Origin of the sequence: Streptomyces racemochromogenes, assembly GCF_044129415.1 — a bacterium.
Classification (GTDB): domain Bacteria; phylum Actinomycetota; class Actinomycetes; order Streptomycetales; family Streptomycetaceae; genus Streptomyces; species Streptomyces racemochromogenes_A.
The window spans coordinates 28,403-46,843 of record NZ_JBBDHD010000054.1 but is presented as its reverse complement, the minus strand read 5'-3'; the positions used below and the strand labels follow the sequence as shown (position 1 = coordinate 46,843).

Here is an 18,441-nt window from a genome sequence, read left to right as displayed (position 1 = left end):
AAACCACAAAGCCTTAAACGGTTGTGGGGGGCTGTTTTTTTTTAAAAACACAAACCGTGCGCGGGGCGCGAAATGGAAGGCCGGCCTCGCTGCGCTCGGGGGGGGCTCGGCTTCGCCGAGCCCAGAGCCGGCCCTTCGGGCCGGGGTCCTCCGCTTTGCTTCGGACCCCTGGGTTTCGCTTCGCTTCACCCAGGGGTCCCTGAGCGCTGCGGGCTCAGGAGGGAGCGCCCTCGCTGCGCTCGGCTGGGCCCCTTCGGGGCCTGCCTCTCCGCTTCGCTCCGAGGGACTGAGGGCTGCGTCCTCAGGAGAGGCCGGCCTCGCTGCGCTCGGCCGGGGCGCCTTCGGCGCCTTGGCCCTTCCGCTTCGCTTCAGGGCAGTGAAGCGCCTTGCTCCGCTCCGCGGAGCCTTGACCAAGGCCGGTCCCACAGCGCTGTGCGCTGTACCAGCGAACGCCTCGCTCCGCTCGGAGGGCTCGGCTTCGCCGAGCCAGTGTCGAGCCCTTCGGGCACGGAGGTCCTCTGTTTTGGCTTCGAACTGCCTGCGCTTCGCGCGGGGGTGACCTCGTGCTCTCCGCCGCACTGCGGCGGAGAGCACGGTCCCGCTTCGCGGGAACTAGAGCTGCTTCGCAGCCCACCCTTCGGAGCACTGAATCCCCGGCGCTGCGTGCTGGGGAAAGAGAGCCCTCGCTGCGCTCGGGGGCGAGGCTCGCTTCGCGAGCCAAGTTCGGTCCTTTGGGCCGATAGCCCTCCGCTTCGCTTCGGGCTGAAGTAGAGATCACGCCTCGCTACGGGCTCCTGGGCGCTGCGCGCTCAGGAGGGAACAGCCTCGCTGCGCTCGGCTGAGATACCTTCGGAGGCTGCTCCTCGCTTCGGAGTAGTGAAGTGCTTCGCTTTGCTCAGCGAAGCAGGGCGCTTTGCGCCCTGCCGGACTCCAGGCGCTGCGCGCCTGGGAAGGTGACCGCCTTGCTGCGCTCGGAGGGCTTTCCTTTGTGAAGGCTGAGTAGGCCCTTCCTTCCTTCGCTTCGCTACGGGTGGGAGCGACCGTCCTCCTCTGCTTCGCTCAGGAGGCTTTTCCGGCTTAGCCTTCAGGGCCACGTTGTTCGGCTGGTAGGTATGTCGGCTTTGCCCTTGCTTCGGACAAGGTGCTGCCTCGTTGCAGCCAGTGGTGCCGCGCTATGCGTACCCGGGTCGGGCCTTTGGCGTGGGGGGCCTTGGTTTTCGCTCTGGGGTTTGGCGAGGACGCACAGTCCAGCTTCGGAGGAGCCTCGACTCCGTCAGTGAGCGTGGTAACGGTGCCTGTTTTTGAGTGAGGTGGGTTCCGGTTCGTGCGTCGCTGAGGTGGTTGCCGTCTTACTGCGTGTCTACTCGGACGGAGTGTGAGACGTGGTTTTTGTGGCGGTGGGTGTGGTGAGTGGCCAGGCCGGGGCATGCGGTCGTGTGGTGGTGAGGTGAGGTGCCGACTTGAAGGGTGGGGGCCGGAGTGCTTGGAGTCTGGTGGAGGGTTGCTCGTTATGTGGGGTGAGGTGTTAACGGCGTTAATGGTTGGTTGGGGTGGTGATTCAAAGTGATGTGGGGATAGAGATGGGAATCAGTCAGATTCTGCGTGGTTAAGGACAGGCTGTCCGGTCCGCGACGGTGGGTGGCTGGACTGGTTCGGCGTCAGGAAGGGCGCTCGGGCTTGCGGTTCGCGACGGCATTTCGTGCGCGCAGCGCGGCAGGAGACGGCCTATAGAGGGTACGGATATGCGTTGCCGCAGGTCAGGCGGGGTGCAGGGGGAAAGTTATGTCCCCTCAGAAGGGACATAACTCGGGCGATGTGTCGCTGGTAGGGGGACACAACGGCTGCAAAACGTCAGCGAGACTGACGCTTTTTGGGCTAAAACGTCGGGGGGGCTGACGTTTTTCGGGAGTTACGTCATTGAACTGCGCCAGGGCGGGGTGGCGTTGGGTGAGGGGGGTCCCGGAGGGTCTTGCGGAGCGCTGTGGCCGAGATGTGTCCCCCCAGGGGGGACACAAGACACGCCGAACGTCAACGAGCGTGACATTAGTGTCACCCTTGTTGACATACTCTCTCTGCAGATCAACGAAGTGGAGAGCATCCTCGTGTCATCAGAAGCACAGCGCCGCCGGCAGAGTCCGTCGCGCGCGCCGCGTCCTGATCTGCCCGTTGATGACGCGATCTCGGCGTGGAGTCAGCCGCTGGCTCCGGTCAAGGACCTGGACAGTCTCGCGAAGCGGTACCCCAGCCGGAAGCTCACGCTGGACGGTGAGCGCAAGCCGCTGGAGTTCTACGGGACCCAGAGTCAGCCAAACGCGTTCTCGATGGACAGCCTGGAGTTCTTCCTGGTGATCGCCCAGTACTTCAGGGAAGCCTTGCCCCTGAGGCTGATCCTGCTGCTGATCGCGTGCCAGCGGGCGGGAGGGCGGATTCCACTTACACAGGAAGAGATGGCTACGATCCTGGACGTCAGCCGGACAAAGACGTCGGAGGCGCTGCACACCGTCATGTCTCATGGGATCGTCTTCAAGGTGCGGCGGGGTGTGTACCAGTTCAACCCGCCCTACAGTTACCGGGTGGCCGAGTTCATCCCGGGTACCGAGACGGCGGGTGAGTTCGTGAAGGTGGAGCAGCACAGCACCATCTCGCAGATTCGCAGCGACACGAGTTTGCCCGACCTGGTGCGGTTCCCGTCGCTGGACCACATGCGGCAGGCAATCGAGGAACTGCGGGCCGAACGGTCCAAAGAGCGCGCTGCGCGCCGGCTGAGCCGGGCCCAGCGCAAGGAAGAAGGGACAGCTCAGTGAGCACCTTGCGATTCGCTGCGGTCAACGCCGACGGGCTTCTCTCCGACCTCGACCTCCCGCCTGCCGCGTACCGTGTGCTGCTGAAGCTGCGTTCGCTCAGCGAGCCCGGTGGGCGGATCCTGATCGACCAGGCCACCATCGGGGGGCTGCTGGAGCTGAGCAGGCCGAGCGTCAACGCGGCTCTGCGCAGCCTGGAGCTGGCCAAGCTCGTGCGGAAGGTCAGGAACGGGGTGTACCAGATCAACCCGATGCTGGCCGGGTACAACTCCTTCGAGGACGCCGTCGCGGCCGTGAACGAGATGGCCCCCGACGAGCGGCTGGACGCGCGCGGGTACGTCGCCAGTTACCACCAGGCGGTGGCGGAGTACCAGGACCAGCTCGCCGAGCAGCGGAAGAAGCGTGCGGCGCAGGCCGCCGCGAAGAAGGCTGCGGAGTCGAAGCGGCGGCGGACCTTGCACGCTGTGGGGTAGGCGGGCTGAGGGAGGGGTCTTGGAGGGCCTCTGACGGCCCCTCAAGGACTTTTGAGGGCCTCGGGTTACCCCGGGGCCCTCAAAGGGTTTCAGGGGCCTGTGGGGGCTTGTGGGGGCCTGCGGGGTTTCGGGTTCAGGGGGCGGGCAGTTCGGCGTTCGCGCGGTCCGTGATCAAGGTGAGCACGCGGCCCGCGACGGCGAGGTCCTCGGCAGGGATGCCGGCGTACAGGCGGGTGGCGATCGCGGCCGTCGCGGCGGAGGCGGTCTCGTACCGTTCCCGGCCGGTGTCCGTGAGCGTGAGGACGGAGTCCCGCCGGTGGATGAGCTGGGAGGCCGTCAGTTCGTCTATGACGCCCTCGATGAGCGGTTCGGCTGCCTTGAGGGCGTCGGTGACCTCGGTGAGCAGGTCGCGGTGGGAGATCGAGCCGCCCGCGACGGCTACGGCGCGGAGGGTGACGCTCTGGTGGAACGTGACGTCGTGCCGGGCCAGGGCGCCCTCGGCGAGGGTGCGGGCGGCGTGGTGGGCCAGGGCTATGACGCGGGCGTCGAGGGTGGGGGCGGTGGTGGTCACGGCTGCTCCTTCTCGTTCTCGGTGTACGGGTCGAGGGGTGCGTTGAGCAGGGTCGTCAGGTCGCGGGCGAACTGCCGGGCGCGGGGGCCGTCCTGGCCGCCCAGCGGGCGCAGCAGTTGGTCCAGCAGGTGCTGGACGGAGGTGATCGCGCGGCCCGTGACGTCGTGGCCCTGCTGGGTGAGCGACAGTTGCATCGCGCGGGGATCGTCCGGGTCGCGGACGCGGGAGACCAGGCCGGAGGTCTCCAGGGCGCGGGCGAGCTTGGAGACGTAGAGCGGTTCGAGGCCGGTGTGGTCGGCGAGCCGGCGCTGGCTGGGCCGCTGACCGGCGCGGGACATGCCGTACAGAGAGGCCAGCAGGGCGTACTGGGCGTGGGTCAGGCCCAGGGGGGCGACTGCCCGGTCCACGGCAACGCGCCATTTCGTCGACAGGCGCCAGACCAGGAAGCCGGGCGTGGCGCCTTCGCCGTTCTCGGGTGATGTCGCTGTGTTGCTCATGGGGATTTAATGTACATGGCTAGTATGTACATGGCTAGTGTTTGGGTGGGGGGTGGGTGGGTGGGGTGTGGGTGGGGTTTTAGAAGGCGAAGTCCACGTAGTCGATGTCGGTGAACTCGACCAGGAGGCCGCCCGCGCGGGCGCCGTTGTCCTTGAAGTAGATCTCCTGGAGGGCTTCGGCCGTGATGTGGCGGAGCTGGGCTTCGGTGGCGCCGGTGTCCTGGGCCGCGAAGAGGCGTCCGGCGTACTCCGGGGGGAGGTGCTGGGTGATGCGGCGCATGCGGCCGTCGTCTGTGGTGCCCGGGGCCGCGGTGAAGCCGAAGCGGGCGCGGGTCTCGATGACCAGGCCGGTGGTGCGGGCGGCCTGCTCGCGGGCGCGCTTGCGGACCAGGGGCTGCCAGCGGCGGCGTACTTCGGCCTCCATGCGGGCGGCCAGGGCCGGCTTGGGCTGCTTGATCTCGTTCTTCACGTAGCGCTCGACCGTGCGCTGGGAGATGCCGAGCAGGGCCGCCACGTTCCTGGTCGATTTGAGCTGCTTGAGGAGGTAGCGCATCTGGGCGCCCGCGGACTTGGGGATGGGGCGGGTGAAGTGCTGTGCGTCGGCCCGGGTGAGGCTGTCGGAGATGTCGGACATCGGTTACTCGCCGTCTGCTGCTGCGTCGTGGCCCTTGATGTGGCGGGCCGGGTTGAGGTGTTCGTCGAGGAGTTGGACGGCCCACAGGAGGGGCTGGGTGCCCTCGTGCTTGACCATGCCCGGGCTGACGCCCAGGCGGAAGCCACCGGGGAGCGGCTTGCCGTCGGGCGTGCGGGGGAGGAAGTCCAGGGGGCTGGGGCCGTCGGAGAGGTAGACCGCGCAGTCGGACAGGACCGCGATGGGGTAGAGGCCGGCGGAGGTGGCGAGCTTCTGCATCTTGCGGTGCATGTTGACGCGGGCCGTCGAGATGACGGCCGCGCGGATGTCGGGGCGCCAGGTGGGGCGTTCGAGGGCGGGCCAGGGTTCGCCCGGGCGGTAGCCGGCGCCCTGGGGGCGTTCGCGGAGCTTGCCGATGCCGCCCTTGACGGTGGATTTGATGGCCGAGAGGACGGCGGTGGGGAGGGGGCTGTGGTGCTTGTGGGTTTCCATCGCGGCCAGGAACTCGGGTTCCGTGAGGGTGGTGGTGACGCCCATGTCCGCCATCGTCGCGAGGTAGGCGTCGCGCAGGCGTGAGTACCAGGCGTCGAGGTAGGGGCCGTGTTCCGGGCGGATCCAGGCCTCGGTGGGGTGGACGTCGTGGCCGAGCTCCTGGGCGTAGGCCAGGGTCGGCGTCGCGTACCAGGCCGGGCCGGCCGGGGGCCTGCCGTGCGGGGTGAAGGGGCTCGGCAGGCGCGGGTCCAGGGCGAGGGAGGAGAGGTCCGCGAGCCAGCAGCCGGGGAGCTTCGGGTCGAAGCGGGGGCTGGTGGTGTGGACGGCGGGGCCGGTGCCGACGGTGAGGCGGTTCGCGGCGGCGGCGAAGGCCATGTTCACGTCGATGCCGACGGCGTGGGTGCGGGCGCACTCGGCGTCGGTGAGGAGCTCCGGGTCGCGGATCCAGTCGTACGCCTCCTCGTCGAGGACCTGGTCCGGGGTGCGCTGGTGGGAGCGGGGGTAGAGGGAGGCGACCACCGGGTGCTCGTCGGGGGCCTCCGGCGGGGCGGGGTCGACGGGGCGGGTGAGGGAGCCGGGGACGGGGGCGGACTCCCAGGTGTTCGTCTGCGGGTTGCGGGCCGCTCGGGTGGGCGGGCGGAGGGCCGTCATGAGTTCGAGGCCGGTGACCGCGGTGGAGCCGCGGGGGGTGAGGACGCGGGTGGCGTAGGTGGAGAGCAGCTCGGCGAGTTCGGGGGCGGGGAGGTCGGCGGTGTCCTCGCCCCAGGCGCGGGGGTCCAGGGCGCCCCAGGGGAGGACCGCGAGCTGGACGCACTGGCGGCCGGTGGTGGGGGAGGCCGGGCGGTAGATGCGGGCCCAGGGGCCGAAGCCGCGGCGGGTGAGCTGCCACTTGGCCTTGGTGAGCTGCTTGATGACGGGGTGGTTGTCGGGGAGGCGGAGGGCGCGGCGGTCTTCGAGGGTGAGGGGGAGGCCGAGGCGTTCGGCGGCGGGGGCGGTGAGGACCAGGAGGGGGTCGCCGTCCTTGCCGTTGCGGTGGAGGCGGGGGGCGCGGAGGTCGGCCTCGGGGCTGAGGGCCCAGGTGATGAGGGAGGGGAGGTCGGAGGTGGGGTGGGTGAGGAGGACGCCGCCGGCGGCGTGGGCGTGGCCGGTGCCGTCCAGGACGGCGAGGGGGCCGTTGCCCTGGAGGGGGGAGGGCGAGGGGGCGGGGGGTGGGGTGGAGCGGCTGGCACGTGTGGTGCCGGTGGTGCGGGGGGCGGGCGTTGGCCTGGTGTCGGGGGGCGTCGTGCGCGTGGGGGGGTGGGGCGCTGTCGCGTGGGGGGTGGGGGGTTCGGTGTTAACGGCGTTAAGGGGGGCCTGGGGGGTGGGGGGCTCGGTGTTAACGGCGTTAAGGGGTGCTTCGGGGGTGGGGGGAGCCGGGTGGAGGGCGGCGAGGCCTTCGAGGAGGCGGGCGTAGGCGGCGCGCTTGGGGGGGCGGGGGGCCGTGCGGCCGGTTTCCCAGGAGGTGACGGTCTCGCGGCGGACGGAGAGGGCCTTGGCGATCTGGTCCTGGCTCAGGCCGGCGGCCTCGCGCAGGCGCTTGCGCTCGTCGGGGGCGGGGAGGCCGTCCTTCGCCGCGGCTTCCTCCAGCAGGGCGTCGACCGCTGCGAAGAGGGTGGTCTGTTCGTTCGTCTCGCTCATTGCTACCTCCAGGAGCACCCTATGTGAAGCGCACGGTTGAACGCACGCGGAACGCACGTGGGGGCGTTAACGGCGTTAATGCCGTCAGCGCCCCCCGCGTGTGGTCCGGCTAGATGCGCTGCATCAGGAGTTCCGTGACGGCCTTCAGGTCGTCCGGGGTCAGGTGGGCGGTGAGGGCGTCCGCGATGGTCTCCGGGGACTGGGCGGAGATCGTGATGCGCGGGGTGGGGGAGGGGGGAGGGGTGGGCGTGGTGGGGGCGGGGGCGTTAACGGCGTTAACGGTCGGAGGGGTCGGGCGGGTGCGCTGCCGCGGGGGGTTGACGGCGTTGATGCTCTCCGTGGCGGCCGCCGCCTGTTCCTCTTGGGGAAGGCGGCCGATGCGCCGGGCCGGCTCGACCTTCAGCTCGCCCGTCTCCACCTTGTCCTGGAGCTCGGGCGTCAGGTTGAGGAGGGTCAGGCGCTGGGAGACCCAGGCCGGGGTCTTGCCGATCCGCTTGGCGACCTGGGCCTGGGAGCCGTGGACGTCGACCAGTTCCTGGAGGGCGCGGGCCTGGTCCATGGGGGCCACGTCGACCCGGTGGACGTTGGCGATGAGCGCCGATTCGAGGATGTCGGCTGCTGAGGCGGACAGGGCGTCGTTGACGTGGATGTGCATCGTCTTGAGCCCGGCCAGCTGGGCGGCCGCGAGGCGGCGGTTGCCGTCGATGACCACGTACGGGGCGCGGCCGAGGCCGTCGGTGGCGCCCGGGTGGGCCTCCATGAAGGCCATACGGGTCGCGACCGCGAGGGGCTGGAGCTGGCCCCGTACGGTGAGGGACTGGGCCAGCTCGTCGAGGTCGGTGAGGTCCTCGCGGAGGTTGAACGGGTTGTGGGCCAGGGCCTCGATGGGAACCTCGGACGGCGGGACCACCCCGGAGGTGGGGGCGCCCGTGGCTTCGGCGATGGCGGCTCGGCGGGAGCTGACGCCGACGGGCTGGGCCCGTGCGAAGGACGCCGAGACGCCGAGCTTGTCGGCCTTGCTGCTCATGAGATCTCCCGGGCGAGTGCGCGCAGGGCGACGGCCTGGTCGCCGTTGGGGGCGTAGACGAAGAGGGGCTGCTTCAGGCGGACGGACTCGCGCTGTTCCTTGAGGTCGGGGACGATCGCCACGACCCGCGGATCCTTTATGTCCATCCACGCCTGGAGCGAGCTGGTCGCGATGTAGCCGCGGCGGCCGTCGTAGAGGTTGACGACCAGGCCCAGGTAGTCGATGTCCAGGCTGAGGTCGTCGCGGAGGTCGTTGATCTGGGAGGTGAGGAGGTCGTACGCGTCGGCCGAGGAGTCCTCCGCCTGGACGACGATCAGCGCGCCGGAGGCGCCCGGCTGTTCGGTGTCGCGGCGGCGGCCGTAGTAGATCGCCGCGTCCATGCTCAGACCGAGGCTGGGCGGGCAGTCGATGAGGATGACGTCGTAGTCGGACTCGACGGGGGCGAGGGCCCGTTCGAGGGCGGCCTCGCGGGCGCGGACCGTGGAGAGGCGGACGTCGAGGAGGAAAGCGTCCGTACAGGCGGGCAGGAGGTGCAGGCGGTCGCCGAAGCGGTCGTGCTCGATCGGGACGATCAGGTCCCGGAGCGGGCCCTTGGCCTCGCCGGCCATGTGGCAGGTGAGGCTGTCGCCGCCGATCGGGAGGGGCTGCTGGCCGAGCTGCTTGGTGAGGTGGCCCTGGGGGTCGAAGTCGACCAGCAGGACGCGCATGCCCAGGCCCGGGAGGTCTTCGAGGTCCAGGGGGGTGGTGGAGGGGAGGGCGCCGTCCGTCTCCTCGGGGGTGGCGAGGCGGGCCAGTTGGCGCGCGATGCGGACCGGGTGCAGGGTCGAGGGGTCCTCGGCGAGGGCCTCGGCGGTGCCGGCGGTGACGGCGGTCTTGCCGACGCCGCCCTTCTGGTTGCACACGACGATGCGGCGGACCACGGAGGGACGCTGGACCGTGGGGGCCGGGTTCATCTCCAGCCAGAGGTGGACCGCCTGGGCGAGACCCTGGATGAGGGAGACGCCGCGGTCCTTGGAGTCCGTACGGAAGGACTCCCACTGGCCGGCGGGCAGCCAGGTCGAGAACGACTCGGCGCCGGAGGTGTCGACAGGGGAGGGGGCGGAGGCGAGGGCGCTCCAGTGCGCGATGCCCTGGTGGACGGCGTCCTGGATGTCGACCCGCAGCTGGGCGGTGCGGACCTTCAACTCCTGGCGGAGCCACGGGGGGAGCTTGGAGACGACCTTCTCTCGGTCGTTCGGGGACGAGGGCGAAGTCATGAGAGGGACTTTACTAACGTTCTTGGGTCTGTGTGGGCGCCACGCTTGGGTTTTGCTAACGAAATGGGTGGGGAGGGGGTCCGGGCATGCGAAAGGGCGGCCCCGCGGGTGCGCGGGACCGCCCTGGAGGGTGCGTCAGGGGCGGGGGAGGGGCGGGGCGATGGGCGGTTCGAGCTTCCTGCGGCACTCGGGGGAGCCCGCCGGGTCGAAGAGGCCGAGGCGGTCGGCGGGCACGATCCCCGGGAGGAGGTGGGTCCAGAGGTCGACGACCCGGGCGTGCAGGTCCTCGCGGCCGGTGCGGACGTGCGAGGTCACCTGGATGCCGGTGAACGAGCCGACGAGGAAGGTCGCGAGGTCGTGCACGTCGACCGACGGCAGGACGTCGCCGCGCTCCTGGGCCGGCGTCAGACAGCTGCGGCAGGTCTCGATCCAGGCGTTGTAGGGGGACGGGTCGGGGTCCGTGAACGAGCCGAACTCGATGACCAGGCGGATGCCGGCGCGGATGCGGACGTTGGTGCGCAGCCCGGACGCCATGCGGTGGGTGAGGTCGATGACGGTCTGGAGACCCGGGTCCTCGATGGCCGGGACGTCCGCGGAGACCTGGAACTGCTCGTCGACCAGGGTCCGGGCGAGGGCCTGCTTGGAGGGGAAGTGGAAGTAGAGCGCGCCCTTGGTGACTCCGGCGTGCTTGACCACGTCGCTGAGGCTGGTGCCGCCGAAGCCGGCGTGGTCGAAGGCGATGGCCGCGCCGTCGAGGATCGCCTGCCGGGTGATCTCGGCCCGTTCCTGTCTGACCCTGGCCACGTGTGTCTCCTGATGCCGGTTTCGTCCGTTGGTGTTGAAGATCAATCTAGTGGGAGGGGGCGAAAAGAAACCAGTCAACCAGTACTTTTAAGGCGCTTAGTAGGTGGTGATGCGGGGGAGTTGGGGCGGTTTTGAGGTGTTGCTTTTTGTTCGGTGGGGGAGGAGGGGAGGGCGCCCGGGGCGGGCGTGGGTGTTAACGCCGTTAATGGTGCGGGGCATTAACGGCGTTAACGGTGTCCGGCTGCTACAGGTGCATGCCGCCCGAGGCGTCGAGGAGCTGGCCGGTGACCCAGCGGGCGTCGGGTGAGGCGAGGAAGGCCACCGCGGCGGCGATGTCGGAGGGCTGGCCGATGCGGTCGAAGACGGACAGGCCGGCCAGCCGGGCCGCTCCCTCGGGCGTGGTGCGGAGCTTCGCGTTCATGTCGGTCTCGGTGAACCCGGGGGAGACCGTGTTGACGGTGATGCCCCGGGAGCCGAGTTCCTTGGCGAGGGCGAGGGTGAGGGTGTTGAGCGCGCCCTTGCTCATGGAGTACACGACGGACTCCGGGTAGGACATGCGGGTGATGGCGGAGGAGATGTTGATGACCCGGCCGCCTTCCGGCATGCGGGTCAGCCCCTCCTGGGTGAGGAGGAGGAGCGCCTTGACGTTCACCGAGAAGATCCGGTCGATCAGCTCGGGTGTGACCTCGTGGATCCGGGCCGAGCCGCTCACCGCCGCGTTGTTGACGAGGACGTCGAGGCGGGGCTCGATGCCGCGCCGGACGAGTTCGGCGTCGAAGGCGGTGTAGAGGGAGTCGGTGTCGCCGGCGACGCCGAGTTCGGTGCGCAGGGGGAAGGCCTCCCCGCCGGCGGCGCGGATCGAGTCCACGACCGCGTCGGCGGCTTCGACGCTGCGTGCGTAGTGGACGGCCACCAGGGCGCCGTCGGCCGCCAGGCGCGTGGCTATCCCGCGGCCGATACCGCGGCTGGCGCCGGTCACCAGGGCCGTCTTTCCGGACAGCGGGCCGCGCGGGTCGCGGGGGCGGGAAGGGGAGGGGGAGTCGGGTCTCGGAGGGTGTGCGGGGGTGGGACGGGGGACGGGGTGCGTGGTCAAGGTGAGCACCGTTCTGTGGGACGCGTCGGGATGATCAGACATAACATTGCGGCTGATCGGTTTTTCGGGGAGGGACTGTCAGCTGATGGCTGAGCCGCGGCGGCTGGTGATCACCGGCGCATCCGGATTCATAGGCTCGGCGGTCCTCGCCGTACTCGCCCGGATCCGGGACGAGACGGGTCCGGGGGGCGGCCCGCGCCCCGTCGTGCGGGCCGTGGGGCGCAGAGCGCCGGAGCCGGCGGGCCGGTTCGACGAGTGGCACCGGGGGGACCTGGCCGACCCCGGATCGCTGCGGGGGAGCTGCGAGGGGGCGGACGTCCTGCTGCACCTGGCCTCGCGGATCGGGTCCGACGAGCGGGAGTGCGCCGCCGTCAACGTCGCCGGTACCGCGGCGCTGATGGAGGAGGCGAAGGCCGCCGGGGTCCGGCGCGTCGTGCACCTCTCCACCTCGGCCGTGTACGGCCGGGGGCCCCACCGGGGGATCGCGGTGGACGCCGTCGTGCCCGCGCCGCAGTCCCCGGCGAGCCGGACCCGGCTGGCGGGGGAGGCCCCGGCGCTCGCCGCCGGGGCGGTGGTGCTCCGGCCCGGCCTGGTGATCGGCGCCGGGGACCGATGGCTCGTCCCCGCCCTGGACCAGCTCCTCGCGGCCACCGGGGCACTGTGGGAAGAAGGGCGGGCCCTGTTGTCGATGGTGGCCGTCGGCGATCTCGCGCGGCTCGTCGCCCGGCTCGCGCTCGGACACGGGCCGGCCGGAGGGACCGTCTGGCACGCCAGCCATCCGGTGCCGGTGCGGGCCGCCGAGCTGGTGGGGGCGCTCACCGAGCGGGGGGTGCTCGCGCCCGTGGACGGGGACCTCTCCGAGGCCGAGTGCCTGGAGCGGATGGCCGCCTCGGGATGCCGCGTGGGCCCGAGCCAGTTCAAGCTGGTCGCACAGGACCACTGGTACGACAGCGCCGCGATCTGGGACGCCGCCGACTGCCCGCCCGGACCCGGTCCGCTGGCCTGCCTGGACGAGGCCGCCCCCTGGTACCGGGAGCACCTGGCCCGCGTGTGAGAGGCGGTGCCCGGCCAGGGGGACCGGCCGCCCGTCGGCTGCCTGCCGTCCGCCCGGGCGCACCGGAACGCGTTGTGTACGGTGGACGCGGTTTTGGCGGCGGCGAAGGACGGACGAGTGGTGGCGGACGGGCAGTGGGGCGCGGCGGTGCGGTTGCTGTGGGGGCCGCCGGTGACGCCGGCGCGGGGGCCGCGGCGGGGGCTGACGCTGGAGCAGATCGCCGAGGCCGGGGTGGGGATCGCCGATGCGGACGGGCTCGGCGGGGTGTCGATGCAGGGCGTGGCCGGCGAGCTGGGGGTCACCAAGATGGCCCTCTACCGGTACGTCCCGGGCAAGGCGGAGCTCGTCGCGCTGATGGTGGAAGCCGCCCTGCCCGATCCGGCCGAGGGACTGGACGCCGCGCTGGCGCGGGCCCGGGGTGGCTGGCGGGAGGCGCTCGGGGTGTGGGCGCGGGAGCTGCTCTCCGGGTACCGGGCCCATCCGTGGCTGCTGGACGCCACCGTGGGGGCGCGGGCGTTGGGGCCGACGGAGGTGGGCTGGCTGGAGCGGGCGCTGGCCGCGCTCGCGGGGTGCGGGCTGACCGGGGCCGAGGCGATGGACGTGGTGGTGCTGGTGACCGGGCACGTGCGGGGGATCGCCGGGCAGGAGCGGGCCTCGGGCGGCGGGGCCGGAGGGGTGGACGCCGAGCTGGGGGCCGTGCTCGCGCAGGTGGTGCGGGAGCGGGGGGAGGCGTATCCGGCGCTCACGGTGGCCCTGGGCTCCCTCGCGGAGCACGGGGGGCAGGACCAGGGGTTGGAGTTCGGGCTGGAGCGGATCCTTGACGGGGTCGGGATGTTGGTGGAGCGGAGGGGCGGAGGCTGACCGGCGCTGAGGGCCCCGGGGCGGGAGCCCGGGGCGGGCTGGGTGTGGGCGGTGGCGGTGGGGGCCACCGCCTTTTGCGCGTCTGTGGGTGGGTGGGGCTGGGGGCAGGGCCCGGGTGGTCGGGTGGGGGGGCGTTAACGCCGTTAATGGTGAGGGGCCGGGAGGGTCTGGGGTGGTCGGGGCGTGGGTGGGTGTTGGGGTGTTAACGCCGTTAATGGTGAGGGGCTGGGGTGGGGGGCGTGGGGGGTGTTAACGCCGTTAGGGCCTGTCGTCACACTCCCGTCGTCGCCCGGAGGGCGGCCCCGCGGCGTCATGGGGGTCCCCCCTGGTCGAGCGAAGTCGAGAGCTTGGGGGAGCGTGCTCTCGGTGCGCCGGGCGGAAGCCCGCGTAATAGACGTACTCGGCTTGCGCCCGGTGCGGCGAGTGGGGGCACCCCCTGCTCGAAGAGCTCGGGGGAGCGTGCCAGGCGTCGCGGGGCAGACGGGAGTTTGACGACAGGCCCTGATGGCGGGGGCGAGGGTGGGGGCTGACTGTGTGGGCGGTGGGGGTGCGGGGCGGTCGGTGTTAACGGCGTTAATGCTGGGGGGCGGGGAGGGGCATCGGTGACGCCGTCGACGAGGCTGATGACCCGGCGGGTCGGGCGGACGTGTTGCTCCCGACTGCTCCGGTGGGAGTCCGCTGGGGCTCCGGTGGGGGAGCCGACTGTGGCGCAGGATGTCGCCCCCTGTCTGCGGGGCGGACCGCTGATGCGGCGGATGCCGTGTGGAGAGCCCCCCATGGTCAAGCAGGAACGTGCCGCGCGCACGCGGGAATCGCTGGTGCGCGCAGCCGCTGAGGTGTTCGCGGAGGAGGGGTTCGCAGCGGCCTCGCTCGCCGCGATCAGCCGGCGGGCCGGGGTGAGCGCGGGCGCCCTGCACTTCCACTTCGAGGGGAAGACCTCCCTCGCCCTGGTCGTGGAGGAGAGGGCCGCGCACACGCTGCGGGAGGCCGCGACGGTGGAAAGGGGGCCGCTGCGGGCGCTGGTCGGATCCACGTACACGCTGGTCGAGGACACCGTCGTACGGGCGGCGCTCGCGCTGTGCGCGGACTCCGGGCACAGCAGCCGGGTGGACCTGCGCCGTCAGTGGTGGTCGTCGGCCGCCGAGTTGCTGGCCGCCGCCGAGCGGGCCGGTCTGCTGGCCGAAGGGGTCTCCCCGCAGGACGTGACGCGCCTGGTGGTGGCATTCACGGTCGGGCTGGACGGGGTCGAGCCCGGACGCAGCGCCCGGCAGCTCCTGAGCCGGATCTGGACCGTGGTTCTGCCGGGCATCGCGAGCGGCGAGGCCGCGGCTGCGGTCCTCGTCGAGGCAGTCGCGGACAATGAAACAGACTGAATGGTTTGATTTTTAGCCCTCCAGAGGTGTTATATGGCTGCTGCCGCGAGGTGAACCAAGGGCTTCATGCGGGCCGGAATGACGGCGTGAAGTATGAAATCCCAGTTCAGGTGGGGTTGCTGAGTGGCATCGAGATATCGCCAGGGTCCAGGCTGGCTGTCCGGTTTCGTCTTGACAAACCGTCCGGCCTGTTTTCTACTGACTCTTGCGACTCATCCAAAGGACAGGGGAGTACGACGTGGACATCGATGTACTGGGCGCACTCGCCGTGCGGGAGAACGGGATCTCCATCACGCCCACCGCCCCCAAGCCCCGGCAGGTCCTGGCACTCCTGGCCCTCCACGCCGACCAGGTCGTACCGGTGTCGGCGCTGATCGAGGAGCTGTGGGGGACGATGCCCCCGCGCAGCGCACGCACCACGCTCCAGACGTACGTCCTCCAGCTGCGCGCCCTGATCGCGACCGCGCTGGAAGGCACCGACGGTGAGCGCACCGCGAAGGACGTGCTCGTGACGCTGCCCGGCGGGTACCTGCTCAACAGCGACGGCGGGACCAGCGACGTGCGGGAGTTCGACCGGCTGGCCGGCATGGGCTACCGGGCCATCGACGCCGGCGACTTCCCGGTCGCCGCCCAGCGGCTGCGCGAGGCGCTCGCCCTCTGGTCCGGCCCCGCCTTCGCCGACGTACAGGGCGGCGTACAGCTGGACATGGAGACGCGCCGGCTGGAGGAGACCCGGCTGTGCGCGCTCGACCAGCGCATCGAAGCCGACCTCAAGCTGGGCCGCCACCGGGAGCTGCTGGCGGAACTGACGGTGCTGGTGAGCCGGTACCGCACCCACGAGAACCTGCACGGCCAGTTCATGCTCGCCCTGCACCGCTCGGGCCGCCGCGGCGAGGCGCTGGACGTGTACCAGCGGCTGCGCGCCACGCTCGTCCGGGACCTGGGGCTGGAGCCGTCGACGGCGCTGCGCCGGCTGCAGCGGTCGATCCTGATGGCGGGCCCGGAGGCCGGCGTCGGGAAGCAGGCGCCCGTGGCCGCCGCCGCGGTCGCCGGAGCCGGAATGAGGGCCGACCGGCTCGTACGGGCCTGACCCGCGCGGCTGGTGCCGGCCGGCGGCGGACGGTGCCGGCCGGGGAACGGCCAGGGACGCAGCGGGGGCGGAAGGAGACGGAGCGGTGCAGGAGAGGTCGGAGCGGACGCGCAGGCGGTTGGTCTTCGCCGGCGCCGAGTTGTTCCACCGCAACGGATACGCCAACGCGACGCTCGGTGAGATCGCGGGCGCGGCGGGGGTGACGAAGGGGGCGCTGTACTTTCACTTCGCCTCGAAGGACGAGCTCGCGGACGCCGTCCAGCAGCGGGGGTGCGGTCTGCTGCACGAGGCGGTCCGGGGCCTGCGGGAGAGCGGGGCGTCGCCCCTGCAGGCGCTGATCGACACCACGCACTGGCTGGCACGGACGCTGCACGAGGATCCCGCGATCCCGGCGAGCTTCCGCATCACCAAGGAATGCGCCGGCCAGCAGCCGCCCGCGGTCGACTTCCACGGGGCGTGGCTGGAGGCGGTGTGCGAACTGCTGCGGATGGCGCGGGACGCGGGCGAGCTGCCGCTGGACCCGTCGGCCGACGGGCCGGAGGGCGCCGCCGGTGACGGCGGGGACGCGGCCGCCGACCGGTGGGAGAGCGCCGAGGCGCTCGTGGCCGCCGCCGTCTGCGGGATCGAGGTGCTGGCCGGGACCGGGCTGTCCTACGCGGAGCTCCAGCGGAAGGTGGCCGCCCTGTGGGGGCTGCTGCTGCCGAGCCTCGTGGGCGCCGAGCGGGCGCGGGAGTACCGGACGCGGGCCCGTGACACCCGGGTCCCGGCGGACGGGGAGCGGAGCTACCAGTTCCTCGGGAGCGGGGTCTAGTGCGGTCACGGCACCAGGAGAACGGAACGTACCGCCCGTTGGGGCGGGGGCGGTGGGGCGAAGAGCGACGAACCGAGGAGGGAAGACCGTGAAGATTCAGGTTCTGGGTCCGCTGAGTGCCGACGTGGACGGGGACTCGATCGTGCCGACGGCGTCCAAGCCGCGGCAGATCCTGGCCCTCCTCGCGCTGCACCCCGGGCGGGTGGTGCCGGTGCCCACCCTCATGGAGGAGATCTGGGGGCACGAACTGCCCAACAGCGCACCGACCACGCTCCAGACGTACATCCTCCAGCTGCGGCGGCGGCTCGGCACGGCCATGGGACCCGGCCGGCCGGGGGCCGCCAAGGAGGTCCTGACGACGCGGCACGGCGGGTACCTGCTCCAGGTGCCGGCCGGGGACGTCGACGTCAACGTGTACGAGGGGCTCGTCGCCCGGGGGCAGGCCGCCTTCGACGGAGGTGACGACGTCGGCGCCGCCGCGCTGCTGCGGGAGGCACTCGCGCTGTGGCAGGGGCCCGCACTGGTCGACGTACGGGTGGGGCCGGTCCTGGAGATCGAGGTGATGCGGCTGGAGGAGAGCCGGCTCGTCACCGTCGAGCGGCGGATCGACGCCGACCTCAGACTCGGACGGCACACCGAACTCCTCGCCGAACTCACCGAACTGGCCGCCCGGTACCCGCAGCACGAAGGGCTGCACTCGCAGCTGATGGTGGCGCTGTACCGGTCCGGACGGCAGGCGGGCGCGCTCGACGTGTACCGGCGCCTGCACGGGCGGCTGATCGGGGAGCTGGGCGTCGAGCCGTCACCGCAGCTCCAGCGGCTGCACCAGGCGATCCTGAAGGTGGACCCGGCGCTCGACGTGGTGGCGGGGCCCAAGCGGGGATCGACCTTCGACCTCTACGCGGCGTAGCGGAAAACTTTTCCGGATCTCTTCCCGGAATGTGTCACGTCCGGCCGGGCCCGTCTGTCCCCTGAGTGAGACCACGACGGAGGAGGACGGCCATGAGGGTGCTGCTGGCGGGCGCGAGCGGGGTACTGGGACGGCGGACGGCGGCGGCCCTGCGCGCCGCGGGCCACGAGGTCGCCGGACTGGGCCGGGGCGCGGCGATGGACGTACGGGCCGACCTGCTCGACCGGGACGGGCTGCTGCGGGCCGTCGACGGGCGGGCGTTCGACGCGGTCGTGCACGCGGCCACTGCGCTGTCGGGCAAGGCCATGGCCCGCCACCAGGACATGGCGGGGACCAACCGGCTGCGCACCGAGGGCACGGTGAACCTGCTGGCCGCCGCCCGGGAGACGGGGGCGCGGCGGTTCGTCGTCGAGTCGATGATGTTCGGCTACGGCTACGGGGACCACGGCGGGGCGCTGATCGGCGAGGACGACGGTTTCGGGCCGCTCGGCGCGAACGTCTGGCTGGAGCGGCACGTCGGCGCGATGCGGACCAAGGAGGAGCTGGCGTTCACCGCCGACGGCATCGAGGGCGTGAGCCTGCGCTTCGGCTTGTTCTACGGCGAGGGCGTCACCGACAGCCACCTGGTGCCGCTGCTGCGGGGCCGCAAGCTTCCGGTGGTTCCCGACAAGGGGCGGGCGCTGAGCTGGGTCGACGTGGCGGACGCGGCGCGGGCGCTGGCCCTGGCGGTGGACGCCGGGCGTGCGGGCGAGGCGTACAACATCGCCGATGACGCCCCGGCCGGCTGGGGCGAGCACATGGGGGCGGTGGCGGAGGCCTTCGGGGCGCCCGCGCCGATGACCGTGCCGCTGTGGGTGCTGCGGCCGGCGCCGCTCGCGCACGCCATCATGGGGACCGACCTGCGGATGTCGAACGCCAAGGCCCGGCGGGAGCTGGGGTGGCGGCCGGGGTACGGGAGCAGCCTGGAGGGGGTGCGGGCGCTGGCGGGCGCGGGGCGGCGCGTCGCGGCCTGAGGGCCCG

At 71.6% G+C, this 18,441-nt stretch carries 17 protein-coding genes; 9 read left to right on the top strand and 8 right to left on the bottom strand.

Going from position 1 to position 18,441, the window contains the following annotated elements; genetic code table 11:
* Positions 1-2,087 precede the first annotated feature (2,087 nt).
* On the top strand, positions 2,088-2,804 hold the full coding sequence (locus tag WDV06_RS20780; protein ID WP_042811490.1) for a hypothetical protein: 717 nt from the start codon (positions 2,088-2,090) through the stop codon (positions 2,802-2,804).
* Positions 2,801-3,274, top strand: coding sequence for a helix-turn-helix domain-containing protein (locus WDV06_RS20775; RefSeq protein WP_042811489.1), 474 nt, complete (start codon positions 2,801-2,803; stop codon positions 3,272-3,274). The genes WDV06_RS20780 and WDV06_RS20775 overlap by 4 nt, the downstream gene beginning before the upstream one ends.
* Before the next feature lie 133 nt (positions 3,275-3,407).
* Here the strand turns inward: WDV06_RS20775 and WDV06_RS20770 are convergent, their stop codons facing one another.
* The 8 genes from WDV06_RS20770 to WDV06_RS20735 form a co-directional block, all read right to left on the bottom strand.
* Positions 3,408-3,845, bottom strand: coding sequence for a MarR family transcriptional regulator (locus tag WDV06_RS20770; protein WP_395511255.1), 438 nt, complete (start codon positions 3,843-3,845; stop codon positions 3,408-3,410).
* Positions 3,842-4,342: a MarR family winged helix-turn-helix transcriptional regulator gene (locus WDV06_RS20765; protein ID WP_395511254.1), complete on the bottom strand. Its 501-nt coding sequence runs from the start codon at positions 4,340-4,342 to the stop codon at positions 3,842-3,844. The genes WDV06_RS20770 and WDV06_RS20765 overlap by 4 nt, the downstream gene beginning before the upstream one ends.
* Before the next feature lie 79 nt (positions 4,343-4,421).
* Positions 4,422-4,976, bottom strand: coding sequence for a telomere-protecting terminal protein Tpg (gene tpg, locus WDV06_RS20760; RefSeq protein ID WP_395511253.1), 555 nt, complete (start codon positions 4,974-4,976; stop codon positions 4,422-4,424).
* Between the two features lie 3 nt (positions 4,977-4,979).
* Positions 4,980-7,142, bottom strand: coding sequence for a telomere-associated protein Tap (gene tap / locus WDV06_RS20755; protein ID WP_395511252.1), 2,163 nt, complete (start codon positions 7,140-7,142; stop codon positions 4,980-4,982).
* A 109-nt stretch (positions 7,143-7,251) separates the two neighbouring features.
* Complete coding sequence (locus WDV06_RS20750) at positions 7,252-8,169, bottom strand: ParB/RepB/Spo0J family partition protein (protein ID WP_395511251.1); 918 nt, start codon at positions 8,167-8,169, stop codon at positions 7,252-7,254.
* Positions 8,166-9,425, bottom strand: a complete 1,260-nt coding sequence (locus tag WDV06_RS20745; protein ID WP_395511250.1) for an AAA family ATPase — start codon at positions 9,423-9,425, stop codon at positions 8,166-8,168. The genes WDV06_RS20750 and WDV06_RS20745 overlap by 4 nt, the downstream gene beginning before the upstream one ends.
* A 135-nt stretch (positions 9,426-9,560) precedes the next feature.
* Positions 9,561-10,229 (bottom strand): ScbR family autoregulator-binding transcription factor, encoded by a 669-nt coding sequence (locus WDV06_RS20740; protein WP_395511249.1) that lies wholly within the window; start codon positions 10,227-10,229, stop codon positions 9,561-9,563.
* Positions 10,230-10,473: 244 nt separating this feature from the next.
* Positions 10,474-11,208, bottom strand: a complete 735-nt coding sequence (locus WDV06_RS20735) for an SDR family oxidoreductase (protein WP_395511248.1) — start codon at positions 11,206-11,208, stop codon at positions 10,474-10,476.
* 199 nt (positions 11,209-11,407) lie between these two features.
* Between WDV06_RS20735 and WDV06_RS20730 the strand changes: the two genes are divergently transcribed.
* The 7 genes from WDV06_RS20730 to WDV06_RS20700 all read left to right on the top strand — a co-directional run bounded on the left by WDV06_RS20730 (position 11,408) and on the right by WDV06_RS20700 (position 18,434).
* Entirely contained in the window at positions 11,408-12,376 is a 969-nt protein-coding gene (locus WDV06_RS20730) for an NAD-dependent epimerase/dehydratase family protein (protein ID WP_395511247.1), read from the top strand.
* Between the two features lie 81 nt (positions 12,377-12,457).
* Entirely contained in the window at positions 12,458-13,237 is a 780-nt protein-coding gene (locus WDV06_RS20725; RefSeq protein WP_395511246.1) for a TetR/AcrR family transcriptional regulator, read from the top strand.
* Between the two features lie 776 nt (positions 13,238-14,013).
* Complete coding sequence (locus tag WDV06_RS20720) at positions 14,014-14,610, top strand: TetR family transcriptional regulator (protein ID WP_395511245.1); 597 nt, start codon at positions 14,014-14,016, stop codon at positions 14,608-14,610.
* Positions 14,611-14,848: 238 nt separating this feature from the next.
* Positions 14,849-15,700 carry an AfsR/SARP family transcriptional regulator gene (locus WDV06_RS20715; protein ID WP_395511244.1) on the top strand — a complete coding sequence of 284 codons (852 nt, stop codon included), beginning with the start codon at positions 14,849-14,851 and terminating at the stop codon, positions 15,698-15,700.
* A gap of 85 nt (positions 15,701-15,785) precedes the next feature.
* On the top strand, positions 15,786-16,511 hold the full coding sequence (locus tag WDV06_RS20710; protein ID WP_395511243.1) for a ScbR family autoregulator-binding transcription factor: 726 nt from the start codon (positions 15,786-15,788) through the stop codon (positions 16,509-16,511).
* 88 nt (positions 16,512-16,599) lie between these two features.
* Positions 16,600-17,421 carry an AfsR/SARP family transcriptional regulator gene (locus tag WDV06_RS20705; protein ID WP_395511242.1) on the top strand — a complete coding sequence of 274 codons (822 nt, stop codon included), beginning with the start codon at positions 16,600-16,602 and terminating at the stop codon, positions 17,419-17,421.
* 92 nt (positions 17,422-17,513) lie between these two features.
* Positions 17,514-18,434: an NAD-dependent epimerase/dehydratase family protein gene (locus WDV06_RS20700; RefSeq protein ID WP_395511241.1), complete on the top strand. Its 921-nt coding sequence runs from the start codon at positions 17,514-17,516 to the stop codon at positions 18,432-18,434.
* Positions 18,435-18,441 lie beyond the last annotated feature (7 nt).